This window comes from Bacillus sp. PPSBB_2 (assembly GCF_045291115.1).
Classification (GTDB): domain Bacteria; phylum Bacillota; class Bacilli; order Bacillales; family Bacillaceae_G; genus Bacillus_A; species Bacillus_A cereus.
Genome location: NZ_CP147983.1, coordinates 1648699 through 1665541, shown reverse-complemented (window position 1 = coordinate 1665541; position 16843 = coordinate 1648699). Strand labels below are relative to the sequence as shown.

Sequence of the window (16843 nt, the reverse complement as noted above, 5' to 3'; positions counted from 1 at the left end):
AAAAGAGATTGTAGTTTGGTTGAAACCAAATTACAATCTCTTTTTCATTACCTATATCCCGCTACGTTGTAACTCGTCCAAAGATATACGATTACACACCATCTCAAGTTATTTTAGTCGTAATAAGTTGGCCAGCTTCATTAATAGTAACTTTCCATTTCACTCCACTAGCAGTCTTCATGATTATACCTTTACTTGCCTCTATTTCAATATCTCCAAACATTCTTCCGCCAGTTGTCGCTAACCAAGCACTCCCATTTTCCATAGAAGATCTTGCAAAAATACGATTAATTCGAAAACGCTTATGATCTTGAGAATAACCACTTAATGTAATTCTAACTTTATATAACTGACTCGCCTTCATATTCGATATAATTGTATCGCCAACATTTAATGGAACATCCAACGCGATAACCCAACTTCCAGTTGCACTTAATGCATATTCAATTTTAATTTTCTTTGGGCTCTCTCCCCATCCAAAATACATTCCAAAACAATTTAACATTTGTATTGGTTTTTTCGTAAAATCCATTTCAATTACAACTGGATTACTATCTGGAACGTCAATATAGTTTACACTTTGTTCATCTATTAAATTAAAGCAATTTGTGAGATTTCCCCCGTACGGCACTTTTCCACTTACTTGCTTAACGTTATATTTCTGCTGAGCATTTACTAAAATATCATCTTGATTTCCTATTAAATGAGGTCTATTTAACGTCAAAGGTAACTGAATTCGTAGGGATTCTTCATAAGTAGACTTACAAACATTGTACTGTCCTTTATCTACAATAGTTGTCGAAAGCAGATTTGAAAAAAGGTAGTTACGATGAGAATTGGAAGAAAATTCAATAACAATTTGTTCACTACTCATCCGGTACGTATCCCAGATCATACAATCAAATGTATTATACGCACCTGAACAACGAATTACTTTTTCCGTTTGTTGTCTACATTGCACTTGAATATCATGAAACGTATTTCCTGAACTTTCATTTGGCAAATCACTATTTCCATCTACTTCAATCCCATATACACATCCATCAATAAATATAGATTTAAATACATTGGCGTTAATCCAGCAAGGTGTATTGATATCATTTATATATTCTGTCTTCAAATGTATTGCAGTTTGAAAGTTTTTAATTTGAATAAATTTAACTTGAAAGAAACTAATAAAATCCCATGCCTTTTGACAATAAAAATGTATAGCTTTTCCTTTATACGATGGAGTTGTATTTATTATATTTATATTTGATATAACAGATTGATTAGGTACTTCGATTTGTTGTGAACCAGAAACATAAATAACAGCAGATTGAAACAATGGATTTATAACTTGAAGAGTACCACCAACTATCGAAGCGTTACTTTGTAGCTCAAATGCATTAAAATCCCCATCAATTTGCAGTGTTACGGTAGGATCCAACTCTAATCTTACGTTTGATTTAATAACAATCGGCTTTACAATTTTGTACGTATTTACCCCTGTAATTCTAACCGTCGAAATTCGATTCGCTACACAATAATCAATAGCTTGCTGAATTGCTAATGAGCTATCATTTCCCGAGTTTGGAACTGCGCCAAAACAATCAATATGAACGCTACTTTCTGGCGCACAATCTTCTTGGGATGAAATATATTCTGACAAAATAAATTCACTCCTCATATTACCTTTTTCATATAATATGTGAGTTGTCTCTTAAAAGTTTCTATAATAAAAAAAACAAACGACCTACTCGGTCATTTGTTTAATTCATATATATTTTTCGTTTCCTCTATCATTTTAGTTAACGAGAAATATCTCATTGCTTTCTCTCGTGCTTTCAATCTAATAGCAGTTACCTTTTCTTCATTCCCTTGTAGTTCCTCAAGCGCACTTGCGAATTTGGATTCGCAATATTCAGATATCAAAACACCTGACTCTCCATCTATTACCGCTTCATGTATTCCACCAACATCTATTGAAACAATTGGTGTCCCTGTAGCCATCGCTTCAATTACTACCATTGGAAACACTTCACGAAAAGATAATAAAAGTAAGGCGTCCATATTCCCTATAAACTCATGCGGCTCTGAAATATTCCCTAGCATCTTCACCCTTTGCTGCAATCCATATTTTTCTATTTCTTTCATAATCGATTCTTTCTCTGGTCCATCACCAGCAATATAAAACATAAAATCATTTCTCTTTTTCAACACATTTGCAATTTTGACAAATAGTTGATGGTTTTTCTCTTTGGATAATCTAGCTAATATCCCTATTTTATATGTAGATTCTTTCTTTTTCTGCTGGAATAAAAACTTTTCAATATCAACACCGTTATAAATTGTATTTATTTTTTCTTCTGCTACATGAATTGAAATTAAATTGTTCTTTTCAAACTCACTTACTGTAATAATATTGTTCACATATTTATTCATGAAATACCGAAAAAGCGTTGGCATTTTCTTTTCTAATATCGTTACATTGTGTTTCGTATAAACAATTTTCATCTTTTTTTTAATAAACTTTTGAAGTAGAAAAGCACATAATACCATTCGCAAACTATTTGCATGAATAAGTTCTATCTTTCGTTTACAAATTTCGTTTCGTAAATAATAAATATTTTTCAAATGATTCCATCGACTAAGTAATATAAAATTTTCTTTTCTAGTAAGGGATTCATATAGTTCTCCATCACCTGCAGCTGTATAAATCTTAAAATCCTCATAATGCAAATTATTTTCTAATTTACAGAAATAATTTTCGGCTCCGCCAGTTATCAATTTATCTGTCATCAACAGTATGTTCATAATTGCGTCTTCCCAACTACATTGATTTTATTTTTTTTATAAGCATGATAAGCATACTTACTAAAATAGTAAAAAATTTGCACCGAATTCAGTCGTTCTTGTTCCCTTAACAATTTCCAATACCGGAAAGCTGCTCTAATTTTATTTCTAGAAACAGAATTTGTAACAATTCTATATTTTGCTAACACTTGCTGTATCCCTTTTGCTTCATACCCTTCATGTAATAAGTTCAGCCATAACGCTGTATCTTCCGGCTGTATACTAGGCATTTCGACATATGGAATTTTTTCACGATCAATCATCACTGTTAAACAACCGATAATTGTATTTCCTACTAAATAATGATAGTCAACAGATTTTGGTGCACTCACTTCACGATTTAATTCATTACCGTTTTCATCAATTAAACTATACGACGCATATGAAAAAGCAATATTCATTTCTTCCATAAATAACAATTGTGTCTTCAATTTATGCGGCAACCATATATCATCGCTATCTAAAAAGGCAATGTACCTTCCTCTTGCCTCTTGGATCGCTAAATTCCGAGCTTTAGCAGCACCAACATTTTGTTTTAATGATAATAACCTAATACGTGAGTCTCCTTCTATTATATCTTTAATTTTTGTGGCAGATTGGTCGGTTGAACCGTCATCAACGATAAGCATTTCCCAGTTTTCATACGATTGATTCTGTACAGATAAAATTGTCTCACCTATAAATCGTATACTATTATAAGAAGGTGTTATTACAGAAACATAAGGCGGCTCGTTATGTGCTGATAGACATTTTACCATCTACCTTTCCCCTTCCTTCATATATTGAAATATACTTCACAACAACTGCTAAAAATAAAAAGAATGCTTCGTTAATAATGAGTGACAATGACATCATCTGAAATATAAATGCAATCATAGTCAATAGAAGATATGGTTTTTCACGAAACAAAGTATGCTGCGCTAGCTTGAACATTAATATGAATAAAAACGCGCTATATAGAAGAAAACCAATTGTACCCGATTCAGACAAGATTTCTAAAAATGTATTGTGTACATATAATTTTTCATTAAATTGATACTCATAATAATTCGAAAAGTTAAAAGCACCGATTCCGATATATGGATTGGATAAATAATATTTAAAAGCAGCTTCCCATAATGTAAATCTACCACTTCCATTATCATGGGAAAAATCAGAAATTCGTTTATTTAATATGTCATCTAATTGGCCCCCCATTACACTATTCGATAAACTAAAAATAACTACACTAAACAATACTAAACTTATAATTATTTTTATTCTTTTAGCGAAACTAGACATACATATATATACAAAAACGACAAGCACAAGCGCTAGTATACCACCCCTTGAAAAGGTTAATAAACTCGTCGTAACACATAAAATTAACCCTAGAATGTTAGTGATATTTTGTAAATTCGTCATATAGTACATAAAAAATATTGTATTATAGAAAATAAAGATGTTAGGATCATCTAGCAATCCAATTAACCGTGGATATCCTCTATCAACTAATAAACCAGCAAAAATTTCTCTCTCTTCTCCACCGTATAAACTAAAGTATTGTAAACCGATTATATAGAGTATTAGACTTACAACATTAAATACTACTCCTACATAAGCAATAGATGATTCAAGTACCACTATTTCAGTATTCCCCAATAAATTTCTCATTATAAAATAGCATCCTAAAACGAGTAGCACGCCAAAAATCATACGAATACTAGCATTTAAATACATAGAAAGAATTCCGCTTAAACAATAAATGAAATAAAACAGTAAAAATATAACTTCATGAAAATATAACTTTTGAATATGAAAGTCTTTAATTGTTAAACAAAAATATATGACTAAAAAAATCATATATATCTTCAATGAAAATCCAATATATAAATTGTATTTACTTAACATGACAAATAATATTAGAAGAATAATCCATCCCATTGATACTTTCATATTATTTTCCATAGGCTATATCCCCTGTTTCGTAATATAATCCTTTTTGCGTATTTTTCTTATAAAAGAAAGAAGAAGTTTTTTTAGCTCATAATCATATAGGAATATGGCAGCTAGTACAATTAGTATATTAAGAACAAGCGCAATTAAATGATATGTATGCAATATATATTGCACTCCAATAAAGGTTACACCAAAATAAATTGTATACGGTATTACAATTTGGAATACAATTTTTTTCTTCACTACACTTACCGCTATATATCCCACTAAAGCGACTATTTCAAATAAAACCATAGCGTATGCTGCTCCTATCACTCCACCAAGACTACTAAAGCTATAAAGCATAACCCCACCGATCACCAATGCTACACACTGCACAACAGTTCTCTTATTTTGACATCCACTCGTCGTTAAACCGTCAGCAATAGCAATATTTAAACTTTGTAGCACAATAAGAAATGATAATATTCGGAGTGGTTCTACTGCATTGCTCCATTCCTCATGAAAAAATATAGAAATAAAGTATGGTGCTAAATGATATAAACCGATCGTCATACATATTCCTACAATCGCCATTGATTTAATTTGAAGCAAATTTAATTTCGTATGCTCTTCTAAATTATTCTGGTTATAATGCTTAAAGAGCACCGGAAAAAACGCACCTGCAATTACCCCTGGTACTTGATATAAAGCTGCCGGCATCCGGTACGCCACTGCAAAAACACCTACCATACTTAATGGCAATGTATAGTTGAGCAAGATAGGTGCTAATTGTGGCGTACTCATTATTAAAAAACCGCTAATAATAAAGGGAGTTAATTGCCAAAATAACGCTTTATGAATTACGACTTTCATATTCATTTTCGTCTTTCTTCTCATGATATATATACTAAATAAACCACCGATCATATACCCAAAAGCATATAAACGAGCCGTTACATACACCGGTAACTCTCCGAAAATACAAAAACATGTAATTATAATGACAACTGATGCTGATACAACTTTTATGAGCGCTATATACTTCATACGTTCCGTCAGTTGAAAATAGGCAATCCCTATGTTTTGCCAAGTTAATCCTATTAACATGAAAAACATTACGTTTATCATCATATAAATTAAATTTTTATCCGCATACATATAATGAATAGCAATATAACCGATGATAGAAATAAAAATAAGTAGAATCATCCTTATTTTTATATACGATGATAAAATCTGCTCTAAATCTGCTCCATCCTTTGCCCCTTCTCGAAGAAACGTATTACTAAGTCCTAAGTCTGTAAAGAATAACATAACAAACGTCACTGCTATGGCAACACTAAACATCCCATAATGTTGTGCGTTAAAAAAGTTTGCTAAAACAATTAAACTGACGGCCTGAAGAAGGTTAGCTAAAATTGTACTATAAAATAGATGGATAATATTGTTTAGAATAGATCTACCCATACAAGTTCTCCTTTGCAAGTAACCTACTTACATATGTTGTTTGTTTACATATTTATCTTGCACCATTACCGTTCAATACAATTAAAACGGTTTTACATAAAATACGGATGTCCATCCGAAATGTTTTCATTTCAATATACTCCATGTCAAGCCTCAACTTTTCCTTTGGATCAAGATTATACCCTCCATTTATTTGTGCCCATCCTGTTAATCCTGGTTTTACTATTAAACGTTCCTTAAATTCTGGAATATACGCATCAAATTCATTATAAAAAAACTCTCTCTCTGGTCTAGGGCCTACAAAAGACATATCTCCTCTTAAAATGTTTAAAAGTTGCGGTAATTCATCAATTCTCGTTTTTCTTATAAACAATCCAACTTTTGTAATTCTTTGATCATGTTCTTTTGCCCATTGTGGTCCGTTCATTTCAGCATCCTTTACCATCGACCTTAATTTAAATACATTAAACTTCTTCCCGTTTATACCTAAACGTTCTTGAAAGTATATTGGAGCCCCTGATGTTTCTAAGGTAATCATAATACAAAAGAACAACATAATTGGTATTGTTAATAGTAACAATATGATTGAAAATATAATATCAAACAAGCGTTTTACACTTCGATTCAATATGCTAGGCTTTTCTTGAGCCGGAATCGTATACAACTTGGCTTGATTTGTTTCACGAATCATGGATCGTTACCCCCACATTCAAGAATATAAAATTATACCTATTAATTCACATTCTTTCCTATTTATATCCGCTATTACTTTTTGCACTGTACGTAGTGAATCTTTTCGCTTTTTAACTGCTAAGACCACTCCATCGCATTTCTCTGCAATAATGTGCGTAGCAGGAAGATCAAATACTTCAGAAGAATAAAAGAAAATGTAATCAAAATCTTCTTTCCACTTAGCAATCGCATTATCAAATTCATCCATAGCAACTAAGGGCGTCCCTGTGTGTACTGTTTTTTTTGCAGGAATACAATATAAGTATTTAGACAAATTACTAGAAAAAGATTCATAATTGTAGGGGGAAGAGCTTATTATATCGTTTACTGTTATCATGTGATCACTTTGTAATAATACCTGTAATTTAGGGTCAGAAAAATTCACATCAATAAGTAACACCTTTTTCTTCATTTCCGCAAACACTAGACCCATATTTACTATAAGCGAGGCAACAACCCCTCTGTCCTTCGTTGAACTAACTGTGAACAGTTGTTTTCCAGATTTTTTCAGATCGTGATACACCGTATAAAACTGCTCTTTCATCAGATCATCATGCAGATCGAATGGCAGCTGTTTCTTTGTCCTAAACATCGACATGTTCACCTCGATATATAGATGATTGTTTATCAACCTCTGTAGGTTTCTTTTTTCTATTCGGTTTCATATTTATGTGACCAATAACAGAGACTGTTGTTATTTTCTCTAAATCTTGTTCCGTGTATATACGTTCATCAAAATAATCTTGAAATACAGCTAAACCTATCCCAACAAAAAAACTAACAATTAAAGAAATAGGAATGATCAGTTGAAATTTTGGAAACAATTTTTCAGCCTGTTCCTGTAACTCAGGATCCGTCAACACTTTCACACCTTGTACATTTGTGTACTGTTGAAAACTTTGTTGTGATTGCTCTGCCAATGTCTTTACAATGTCTTTCACGATTTTCGGATTGGAATCTTTTACTGTAACAGTTACAATTTGTGAGTTGTCCGTATTCACAACCGAGATTTTTTGTGCTAATTCATAACTTGATTGCTCTAATTTCAAAGTTTTTTTGACTGTTGAAATAATTAATGGGCTTTTTAAAATATCAACATACGATGTTACTAGTTGCTTATTCTCTTGTGTTTTATTTGTTGAATTTTCCTTATTAAACTCATCTAAATTCCCAACAAGAATTTGCGTTGAATATTGATATGACGGCTTTAAAACATACATAGAGATAAGAACTAAAGAAGCGGTTAAACAACACATCGTTAAAATAATCGTTACGAATCTTCTTTTCAGTAATTGTTGAAAATCTTTTATACTCATTTCTTGCTTCAATTATTTCACCGCCCTTTTCTGAATAACATCCTGCAATTCACTCTTTACAGATAACCCTTTCTCTCTTCTATCCACTTGTTTTGTTACATACTTTCCGACTCCGAATGCAAATTTTTCTACATATACATACGAAAGCATTGCAAGTATAAACGAAAAAACAAGTGAAAAAATTAAAATAATAGGCAACGGTAATATTTCATGGAGCATGTATATAAGGGAAAACAACGATATAATATGGTATAAATAAAGACTGTAAGAAATCTTCCCTAAATATAACAAATATTTATTATGTAGCAAGGACGACAAAGTTGATATTGACAAACTTAATATGACCAATAAACATGCACTTATCGCCACTACGTAGTCTCGAAATATAAAATTATTGAGCACTTTAATTTCTCCTATAAGCCCTTCATACATAAAAAGTAAAATCGCAAATAAAAACCATGCAATTTTCGTGTTTTTAGTACAATTACTATAAAAAACTATTAAATTATTTTTATACTTCGCAACTAGTGCTCCTAGTAAAAACAGCACTGTGTAATGCAATGTTAATGCATAGCTTGTTAATGTTAAGCCCGAGCGAAACAAAAATAATATTACGACAGAACATATACTAAAACTAAACAATAATAGTAATGAACACCTTAACGTTTTTCGTAAGCAAATCATCAAAATTAACGGGAAAATTATTGATATTCGCATTTCATGGACAAGTGACCAAATCACACCGTTATATGCATCTGTATTATATTTCCCAACCAATAAAATATGTTGTGCGATTAAGCTTGAAGAACTTTCAATCGTCCATGAGCGATTAAACCATTCACTTAAATAAGAAATACCATATTCACTAATTGTAATCTGGCATACAATAGCTATAATTATTGCCACAATATAAGGAATATATATTCTGCATATACGTTTTAAAAGGTATGACCCATAGCTACTATAGTTTTTTTGAATAGATTCATACAAAACAAATCCGCTCAAAACAAAAAAGATAATAACTGATTCGTTACCACTACTAAAAATTAGACGAGCAGGCGTTTCTTTTAATAGATACACAACAAATGGTTTATTATCTTCATAACTGTAATTTTGAAATGCTGAAAAAATCATTAAATGATGACCGATCATTACTATTAATGAAGAAATCCCTCTTATAGAATCCAATTCCTCGTATCTCTTCATCTTTTTACATCAACTCCTAATGAAATGATAATAATCATTTCAAAGCGACATCTTTATTCATATTCCTCTCCTTTCTTTTCATTCCAATTTTTCATATTAAAATGATTTTATAGTATAAATTTGAGTGTATTGTAACATTTTTTGTAATATTATGAATAGCGAATCTCAAAAATTGGTATATACCAATTTCAACCTCGAAAAATGAGTAATATTGATAGAAAAACGCTATAAAAATATCTTGCAAATTTACATAAATTAAAGAGATGAATAGCGTTTTTTCAATATAAAATAAAAAAGATAGCCTGCATAGGCTATCTTTTTTATTTTATTTAATTACTAGCACCACTATATGCTACATGTCGTTTCTCAATTCTCTCTTCAATTTCCTTCATATTTTCTTTATTATTTAATAGTGATTGTTTATTTTCAATTAATAATTGTTTAAAAGATTTTCTCACTTTTTTTCTCATTTTCATTGTCCTCCTTGGGGGATGATTTATATAAAAGATAAAGAATTATCTGTGTGTTCTTATAATAATTGATTGTTGTGAATTCTATTTGAACTTCATATGAAAATTCCGTTTATTTTCTGACAACTTTGTGAACACGAAAAAAAAGACTATCTAAAACTATGTTGAAATTAATTTACTTCATTATAAAAATTACTATTTTCATCAACTTTTATCATTATATCTTGTCGAAACATTTATATATTAAAAATTGAGTTCGACATAATTTTATTTACTATCATACTGTTTACAAAAACAAAAAGAAGGTGTCACCAAGTCAAAGTTCGACTTATGCAACATCCCTCTTTCCAAACTATTTATAGCATATTTATTAATATTTCAGGTCTTCCCCAATTCATTTCTTCACAAACAAATCTAAGTTTTTCTTCATCCATTGTGTGTAACCCTTCTTCTAGTGAACATGAAATTGGAACTTCACAGTGAATTTCGGCTAATTGTAACGAAATATTTAAGTTCTCTAAATCACTTTCAATCTTCGTACGCTGCGCTTTTGTTAATGATTCTACATTTTCTAGTACAGCGGATACTGTTCCGTGCTCTTGAATAAGCTTATACGCTGTTTTTTCACCGATACCTTTTACACCTGGATAATTATCACTTGTATCTCCCATGAAAGCTTTTGCATGGACGATTTGCCACGGCTCTACACCTTTTTCTTCCATGATTTTCTCCGGTGTGTAATATTCGTAATTTCCAATTCCTTTACGCAGAAGCATAACTGTAACGTTCTTATCAACAAGTTGAAATAAGTCCGTATCACCTGTTAAAATATAAACTTCAGCTTCATTGCAGTATTGTTTTGCAAGCGTACCGATACAATCATCCGCTTCGTAGCCTTTCATACCGATAACTGGAATGGATAATTTCGCAGTCATTTCTTGCACTAAATCGAATTGAGGAATTAATTCTTCTGGTGGCGCTGCACGATTTGCTTTATAATTCGAGAACGATTCTGTTCTAAATGTCGTACTTCCCATATCCCAGCATGTAACGATATGTGTTGGTTCGATCGCTTGCGTAGCTGTTAATAAGTGTTTCATATAACCATGAATCCCGTTCGTAGGGGTTCCATCTTGTCGTTTCATAAATTGTCCGTAGACACTTGTTGCGTAAAAAGCACGAAATAATAGTGCCATACCATCAACTAATAATACTTTTTTCATAATTCCTCTCCTATTAAAAAAATAATAACCTTACGTTATCACGTAAGGTTATATAAATAGATTACCATTCTACGTTTTTGCTCAACTTTGTCTATTATACATTGTTTTTGTATATTTAGCACCATTAACACATTAAGACGTTCTACTACAACAAGTATGCAATATGCCTGAATACGTATTTTTTCCAGTAGAAACAACGACAGCCTTTGCATTTCCACTAACGATATGTGAACCTTTAAAACATACATTTTCAAGCTCAAGTGGATTATAATCTTTCATCCGTTTTAATGGAATAAATCGTTTACGTTCAAGGTGATAGCAGCTTTCAAACTTCTCTATATTCGCTTCGTTTCCCGTTAACACAGACTCATTCACTAATAAATCATCTGCATAAATAATACGTACATCAGCCGGCACAGCATCTCCAGCCGAAAGAAAAATTATATCTCCAGGTACAAGTTCTTGCACTGGTATCTCCATCATTTTCAGTTCACTATTTAGCCCTGTACTACTAGAACATTCTACTCTAGATACAGTAATCGTTTCACGTTGTAATTCATCACACACACGTTGTTTTGAAAAACCTGGAATCATGCCACCAAGCTTCATCATTACTTCTGCGAGAAGTGCTCTTTTTGAAGTTAGTTCATTTCGGCCATATACTTGAATACGTTTTTGTGCCTCTTTCATTGATAGTCCGTCTCTTGTTGTTTTAAAATATGCAAATACAGATTTTACATCTCTTGTTGCAATTTCAATTAATAAATCTTTATTTTTTTGGAGCATTGTTTGTTCTTTTATTGATTTTTTACTTAGTTTATATGACGTGTTACCCACAGTTTTGTTTGCATATAACATATTATCGTCTCCTCCTTTACAACATAGGAAGAAACGCTTTGTTTCTCAATTTATCCACTTTACTGTGAAAGTGTCTCGCGTTTTATAAACGCTACATTATGATAAATATAGAGGGAGGAACAAATCGTTTCCTGCCTACATCATATATTTTTGATTTGAAGTATATGGGTAACGGAACCGAGTCAGAATTTGACATGCTCCTCACCTCCTCGTTTAATTTTATAGTTTATACTATGAAATTACTCATAGCTTGGTAACAAAAAAGGCCCCTACCCTTAAGAGAGTAGCGGCCATTACATACACAAATAAACGATTTCTAATATAATTAGAAATCTACGGACCTCTCCCTCACCGAGTTTTAGCACTGTATAGCATAGGTACATTACCAGCTACGTTAAGAAAAACCTTAATTCGATCATTCCTGTTGACCCATTGGCGTCTCTCGACATTTTTGGGCAGTAGCATTTCTCTATACAGGAGCCTCACCTAACAGAGACTTATTTTCATTACATTGAAAATGTTACTCTTATTTAAAATAGATGTCAACCGTAGCCTATAATTTTTTCAAAAGGTATGGCAAACTAACATATATAAAGTGAAACTTTAATCAGCCCTCACCAATCGGGCTTTTACGGGATAAAATAAAAAACTTTACGTTTAAACGTAAAGTTTTTAATAAGTTATACAACCAGCAATTACAATCCCAATTGAAATTGATAAAAACATAAGAAAAAGACCGACTGCTTGATTATCTTCTTCGAGACTTTTGTTTATATTAAAGCGTGGTGTAAGCCACTCAGCTAAATAAAAGACGATAATTTGAGCCAAAATCCCAACTGCTCCCCACGAAATCATATCAAGAAGTGAAATTGAATTAGCTGCTGTCGAATATAAAACAACAGCTAACCCAAGTAATCGTCCTCCAAGCACATAGCTTACCGCCTTATTTCCTTGGGTCATTAACTTAAATTCCTTTACTTTCGTTGTCACTTCCATCAAGAACAGACCTATACATAAAAGGCCGAGTGTTACTACTAAATATAATAAAAAATTAATCATTTTTTCCCCTCCTTTTTATACCTACCGGTAAATAGTACGATTCATTTCCTGTAATCTTTTCTCCCGCACGAATACCGATACTACTCGCTTTTCCAGCAATTAAAAACGAACCAAACACATATGACAGTTTCTCGATCCCTTTTTCTGTTTCCAAGGATACGACTGGCAGTTCGATATACTTTTGAAATATCGGCAGTGACGCTTTATATGTTTGGTGTGCATTTTGAAGCATAATATTTTCGTCTTTATCGCGAATCGTAATTGTATCTCCTTCTCTCCCAAATGAAGGTTTTTGAACGAAAGAACCTTTTCCTAAAAATAAATCTGGTTCTAAATATGTAGGTAACATATATTCTTTAATCCACTGTTGTTCCTCATTTGTATAAAAGGCCTCTTCTTCTGCTAACCCCCAAATAAGACACTGAATTGATTTTGGCTGAAGTAAAAATGCTGACAAAGGATTTATTATAAAAAGCTTTCCGGCTTTTACAAGTTGTAACAATTCCACACCTACCAAATCTCCTGTTTCAGGATCTTGATCCTCAATTAAATCTTCTATCGGATATGTTTGGCGATATAAAACATCAATCTTCGCCCCATCTTTATCGACTAGAGCATCCTTTGTAATTCTAAGTTCTGACATTGGCACTACTTTATTTTCAACATGGCATAGCTGACTTAAATACATAGTGGTATTCCAATCCTCGATATGTTCATGATGTGCTGTAAAAACAACATTTGGATTATCTAATCCCTTTGTCGCTTCCATTACTGCTTTCGTTACACCAGAAGATAGCAATCGTTCTTGATCCGAGTTTGGATCATCATAGCCTAGATTTCCACATACTTTCCCATTCATTTGAAAGCATTCCATAATAAAAGTTGGTGTATCACTATTAAACTCAAGCATTTTGATTTGGTTATCCTCTGTTACGGCAAAATCAAATCGCGAAATTACAGATTCAGGATAAAGCCCTTTCATTCTAATGAATGATAAGCTCGCAGGAGGAAAACCAAGCTCAAGAAGCTGTTCGTCACTTAAATTTCGCAAAAGTCTAGCAGTCTTAAAAAATATTTTACCCATTCGTTCAGTCGCTAAGTGTACTTGTTCCAAAGTCTGATTTGTTATAGAAAAAACATGAAACAAACTATACTCACATTCATATAAATCCGACCAAAAATTCGGATATTTTAAATAAAATTCTTTTCTATCCCTTATGTATTGCGACATATTTTAGCCCCCAAATCCTCCCTTTGAACCGCTTCCAATTCCACCTTTAAATTCAGCAGACGATTGATACGATTTAAACGCCGATGAATTTTTAAAAGTGGATTTATTTTGATAGTATCGTCCACCATAGAAGTAATGCCCACGATAACCTGAACTACTATCATCACACTGCCATACCCCAAGTTCATCATCCCAATCCCAATCAGAACAACTATTATCATTCGGTTTTGGGGGAAGATCTTGTGCGCAACCAAATAAAGTGCCAGTCATTAAAGACGTTACGACACCACCTACTAGCCATTTCGTTTTTGTCACCTTCGCACTCCCCTTTTTAAATTCTATTCCTATTATATAGGATGGCATGATAAAGTAGAAGAAAAAGGAAGAAGAGGGATTAAATGCGCTTAGAATATCGACTTAATGATGAAACGAAAGGGTATCCTGCTTTATGGAACTACGCCAATATTTCTAATTCTGAAATTATCGCACGCATGACTTGTGAATATTTTATTAAAGAGAAAAATACTTATGTTGTTACTGCAACTTCGGTTGATCCAGACGGAACAGCAGTTATTTATATTCAAAAAGAAGTTTTCACAAATGACCCTTCAGACCCTACATACTCCTACATCGGTTTTGAAATTAGAGAACTAAGTGAAACGAGTTCAAACATAGTAGATAGTCAAGATGTATGGAACTATGAAGAAATTTTACCATCTCTTCATTCAGATATTATATATATTCAGCGAGACGGCATGTCTATGGAGTTCTCCTTAGATTCAAGAGAGATTGATGAAGACAGAAAGTGCTACATTTATTACGGAAACTTCACAGGTGAATCAAGATAATATTGATATATCTATGCAACAAAAAAACCTTACGTATAAAACGTAAGGTTTTTATATAGCCCCACATATGCCGTTCTCTCTAGATGTCCATAAACCTGCTCTCACAGGTGGATGCTCTCACAAATGTTTGTAACTTCCTTCTTAAAAAGATGGCATGTTAGCTACATTTAAATATTGAACTTCCATATTAAACTTATTGGTTTAAGACATGCATAAGCTACGTACACCGTAGGAATTTTATATAAGGTTAGTTGAAATAAGACCCCCGCACGTGCCGCTCCTCGTAAATGTCCAAAAACCCGCTACTCGCAGGTGGATGCCCTCACAGTTACCGTACATCTTCCTCCACAAAGAAGGCTTGATGATGGTCGCTAAATATTGAGCTTCCGTATAACTAACATCGGTTTTAGACATAAATAAGTTACGCACACCGCAGGATGTATTATTTACTTGTCGTTATATTATCACATTGTTTCTAATGTGTAAAATACAAAGTTTTTCGAGCAATCTCTTGCTTGTGACCTTATTTTAATACAAATTATTTTTGCATGCAAGTGATTAATCTTCTTCTTTTGCAATTTGATTTTCTGGATAAGAAATCCAATCACTCCAGCTACCTGCATACAATTTTACATTTTGGAATCCAGCTAATTTTAATGCAACGATATTTGGGCACGCTGTAACACCAGAACCACAATATACAATTGTTTCCTTATCTTTCGAAAGATTTTGGAAGCGTTCTTGTTGCCCAGCTCCATTCTTAAATTGTCCTGATTGCAACATTCCATCCTTCCAAAAATGGTTTACCGCTGTCGGAATATGACCTGCTTTATGATCGACAAGTTCCTCGACACCAGCATAACGCTTTGGCTCTCTAGAATCAATTAATGTAACATCCGCACCTGCACGGATATTCTCTCTGACCGTTTCCATCGTTACAAGCATATGATCTTGTATGTTAGCTTTGAATGTTTTTCGTATAACAACAGGAATTTCCGTTGTTGTCGGTAGTCCATTCTCTTTCCAAGCCGGGAAACCACCATCTAATATATATACTTTCTCATGTCCTACATAGTTACATAACCACCATAAACGAGCAGCATTTGCACCGGCTTGACTGTCATACGCAATTACTTTCGTATGTTCATCAATACCAGCCTCCGAAAGCTTGTCTGCAAACTCCTCAATATTTGGTAAAGGATGGCGGCCACCATGTTCTGCTATAGGACTTGATAAATCTAAATTCAAATCAAAATATAACGCATGAGGAATATGTCCTTCTTCATACTTTTCTCTACCCCAATTAGGATTCGCTAAATCAAAACGACAATCGATTATACGGACATTCTCATCTTCTATATGCTCACGTAACCATTCGACTGTAACTATCATCTTTAAAGACCTTCTTTCTCTTTCAAACGACTTACATACTCCATAACCATTTCTTCTGTAACATATTTACGCTGCAAGGTAACACCATTTTTTGCAAGATCATTAATTTGCTTCGTTACAACATTAATGACATCAACCGAAAATTCTTTCCCATTTGACGCAAGAGATACGGCAGCTTCAATAGCTGCTTCACGCTGTGCATCTAATTGTAAACATGCTTTTACACTTTCATTTTGTTTACGAGAATGTGCTGTAATTGCTTTATGTACTTCCATCTTCTCTTCCC

Annotated in this window: 18 protein-coding genes, 2 other RNA genes and 1 riboswitch; of the genes, 1 reads left to right on the top strand and 19 read right to left on the bottom strand. The window is 32.9% G+C overall.

Annotated elements, in window-relative coordinates; genetic code table 11:
* Positions 1–103: 103 nt before the first annotated feature.
* The 15 genes from V6946_RS08455 to V6946_RS08385 all read right to left on the bottom strand — a co-directional run bounded on the left by V6946_RS08455 (position 104) and on the right by V6946_RS08385 (position 14632).
* Positions 104–1651 (bottom strand): hypothetical protein, encoded by a 1548-nt coding sequence (locus V6946_RS08455; protein ID WP_366981990.1) that lies wholly within the window; start codon positions 1649–1651, stop codon positions 104–106.
* A 92-nt stretch (positions 1652–1743) separates the two neighbouring features.
* Positions 1744–2796 (bottom strand): glycosyltransferase family 4 protein, encoded by a 1053-nt coding sequence (locus V6946_RS08450; protein WP_366981989.1) that lies wholly within the window; start codon positions 2794–2796, stop codon positions 1744–1746.
* Positions 2793–3593, bottom strand: coding sequence for a glycosyltransferase family 2 protein (locus tag V6946_RS08445; protein WP_000237682.1), 801 nt, complete (start codon positions 3591–3593; stop codon positions 2793–2795). Before V6946_RS08445 ends, V6946_RS08450 begins: the two co-directional genes overlap by 4 nt.
* Complete coding sequence (locus tag V6946_RS08440) at positions 3568–4782, bottom strand: O-antigen ligase (protein WP_006928697.1); 1215 nt, start codon at positions 4780–4782, stop codon at positions 3568–3570. The genes V6946_RS08445 and V6946_RS08440 overlap by 26 nt, the downstream gene beginning before the upstream one ends.
* 3 nt (positions 4783–4785) lie before the next feature.
* Positions 4786–6222 carry an oligosaccharide flippase family protein gene (locus tag V6946_RS08435; protein WP_006928695.1) on the bottom strand — a complete coding sequence of 479 codons (1437 nt, stop codon included), beginning with the start codon at positions 6220–6222 and terminating at the stop codon, positions 4786–4788.
* Between the two features lie 52 nt (positions 6223–6274).
* Positions 6275–6913, bottom strand: a complete 639-nt coding sequence (locus V6946_RS08430) for a sugar transferase (protein ID WP_000617648.1) — start codon at positions 6911–6913, stop codon at positions 6275–6277.
* An 18-nt stretch (positions 6914–6931) separates the two neighbouring features.
* On the bottom strand, positions 6932–7552 hold the full coding sequence (locus V6946_RS08425) for a CpsD/CapB family tyrosine-protein kinase (protein WP_025709243.1): 621 nt from the start codon (positions 7550–7552) through the stop codon (positions 6932–6934).
* Positions 7539–8282, bottom strand: coding sequence for a YveK family protein (locus V6946_RS08420; RefSeq protein WP_006928690.1), 744 nt, complete (start codon positions 8280–8282; stop codon positions 7539–7541). The genes V6946_RS08425 and V6946_RS08420 overlap by 14 nt, the downstream gene beginning before the upstream one ends.
* On the bottom strand, positions 8283–9476 hold the full coding sequence (locus V6946_RS08415) for an acyltransferase (RefSeq protein ID WP_025709246.1): 1194 nt from the start codon (positions 9474–9476) through the stop codon (positions 8283–8285).
* A 329-nt stretch (positions 9477–9805) separates the two neighbouring features.
* Positions 9806–9946 (bottom strand): FbpB family small basic protein, encoded by a 141-nt coding sequence (locus tag V6946_RS08410; RefSeq protein ID WP_001228048.1) that lies wholly within the window; start codon positions 9944–9946, stop codon positions 9806–9808.
* A gap of 356 nt (positions 9947–10302) precedes the next feature.
* On the bottom strand, positions 10303–11169 hold the full coding sequence (locus V6946_RS08405; protein WP_366981987.1) for a 5'-3' exonuclease: 867 nt from the start codon (positions 11167–11169) through the stop codon (positions 10303–10305).
* A 132-nt stretch (positions 11170–11301) separates the two neighbouring features.
* A complete protein-coding gene (locus V6946_RS08400) occupies positions 11302–12027 on the bottom strand; it encodes a cation-transporting P-type ATPase (RefSeq protein ID WP_000964947.1) in 726 nt (241 codons plus the stop codon).
* Between the two features lie 337 nt (positions 12028–12364).
* A riboswitch (M-box (ykoK) riboswitch) is annotated at positions 12365–12528 on the bottom strand.
* A gap of 171 nt (positions 12529–12699) precedes the next feature.
* Entirely contained in the window at positions 12700–13086 is a 387-nt protein-coding gene (locus V6946_RS08395; protein ID WP_006924346.1) for a DUF350 domain-containing protein, read from the bottom strand.
* Entirely contained in the window at positions 13079–14317 is a 1239-nt protein-coding gene (locus V6946_RS08390; RefSeq protein ID WP_000084947.1) for a glutathionylspermidine synthase family protein, read from the bottom strand. The genes V6946_RS08395 and V6946_RS08390 overlap by 8 nt, the downstream gene beginning before the upstream one ends.
* A gap of 3 nt (positions 14318–14320) precedes the next feature.
* Positions 14321–14632 (bottom strand): hypothetical protein, encoded by a 312-nt coding sequence (locus V6946_RS08385; RefSeq protein ID WP_000169030.1) that lies wholly within the window; start codon positions 14630–14632, stop codon positions 14321–14323.
* 83 nt (positions 14633–14715) lie between these two features.
* Between V6946_RS08385 and V6946_RS08380 the strand changes: the two genes are divergently transcribed.
* Positions 14716–15165, top strand: coding sequence for a hypothetical protein (locus V6946_RS08380; protein WP_001235526.1), 450 nt, complete (start codon positions 14716–14718; stop codon positions 15163–15165).
* A 54-nt stretch (positions 15166–15219) separates the two neighbouring features.
* Here the strand turns inward: V6946_RS08380 and ssrS (V6946_RS08375) are convergent.
* From ssrS (V6946_RS08375) to V6946_RS08360, 4 genes are all read right to left on the bottom strand, one after another.
* A non-coding RNA gene (ssrS, locus tag V6946_RS08375) (6S RNA) lies at positions 15220–15403 on the bottom strand.
* A 21-nt stretch (positions 15404–15424) separates the two neighbouring features.
* Positions 15425–15607: non-coding RNA, 6S RNA (ssrS, locus tag V6946_RS08370), on the bottom strand.
* A gap of 116 nt (positions 15608–15723) precedes the next feature.
* Complete coding sequence (locus V6946_RS08365; protein ID WP_006924351.1) at positions 15724–16557, bottom strand: sulfurtransferase; 834 nt, start codon at positions 16555–16557, stop codon at positions 15724–15726.
* Positions 16558–16559: 2 nt separating this feature from the next.
* Complete coding sequence (locus V6946_RS08360) at positions 16560–16832, bottom strand: YpbS family protein (protein ID WP_000451817.1); 273 nt, start codon at positions 16830–16832, stop codon at positions 16560–16562.
* Positions 16833–16843 lie beyond the last annotated feature (11 nt).

What these genes read in the sequence shown, in the direction of transcription:
- V6946_RS08450 (WP_366981989.1), bottom strand. Translation starts at nt 2,796, where the DNA reads ATGAACATACTGTTGATGACAGATAAATTGATAACTGGCGGAGCCGAA.
- V6946_RS08445 (WP_000237682.1), bottom strand. Translation starts at nt 3,593, where the DNA reads ATGGTAAAATGTCTATCAGCACATAACGAGCCGCCTTATGTTTCTGTA.
- V6946_RS08440 (WP_006928697.1), bottom strand. Translation starts at nt 4,782, where the DNA reads ATGGAAAATAATATGAAAGTATCAATGGGATGGATTATTCTTCTAATA.
- V6946_RS08435 (WP_006928695.1), bottom strand. Translation starts at nt 6,222, where the DNA reads ATGGGTAGATCTATTCTAAACAATATTATCCATCTATTTTATAGTACA.
- V6946_RS08430 (WP_000617648.1), bottom strand. Translation starts at nt 6,913, where the DNA reads ATGATTCGTGAAACAAATCAAGCCAAGTTGTATACGATTCCGGCTCAA.
- V6946_RS08425 (WP_025709243.1), bottom strand. Translation starts at nt 7,552, where the DNA reads ATGTCGATGTTTAGGACAAAGAAACAGCTGCCATTCGATCTGCATGAT.
- V6946_RS08415 (WP_025709246.1), bottom strand. Translation starts at nt 9,476, where the DNA reads ATGAAGAGATACGAGGAATTGGATTCTATAAGAGGGATTTCTTCATTA.
- V6946_RS08410 (WP_001228048.1), bottom strand. Translation starts at nt 9,946, where the DNA reads ATGAGAAAAAAAGTGAGAAAATCTTTTAAACAATTATTAATTGAAAAT.
- V6946_RS08405 (WP_366981987.1), bottom strand. Translation starts at nt 11,169, where the DNA reads ATGAAAAAAGTATTATTAGTTGATGGTATGGCACTATTATTTCGTGCT.
- V6946_RS08400 (WP_000964947.1), bottom strand. Translation starts at nt 12,027, where the DNA reads ATGTTATATGCAAACAAAACTGTGGGTAACACGTCATATAAACTAAGT.
- V6946_RS08395 (WP_006924346.1), bottom strand. Translation starts at nt 13,086, where the DNA reads ATGATTAATTTTTTATTATATTTAGTAGTAACACTCGGCCTTTTATGT.
- V6946_RS08390 (WP_000084947.1), bottom strand. Translation starts at nt 14,317, where the DNA reads ATGTCGCAATACATAAGGGATAGAAAAGAATTTTATTTAAAATATCCG.
- V6946_RS08380 (WP_001235526.1), top strand. Translation starts at nt 14,716, where the DNA reads ATGCGCTTAGAATATCGACTTAATGATGAAACGAAAGGGTATCCTGCT.
- V6946_RS08365 (WP_006924351.1), bottom strand. Translation starts at nt 16,557, where the DNA reads ATGATAGTTACAGTCGAATGGTTACGTGAGCATATAGAAGATGAGAAT.
- V6946_RS08360 (WP_000451817.1), bottom strand. Translation starts at nt 16,832, where the DNA reads ATGGAAGTACATAAAGCAATTACAGCACATTCTCGTAAACAAAATGAA.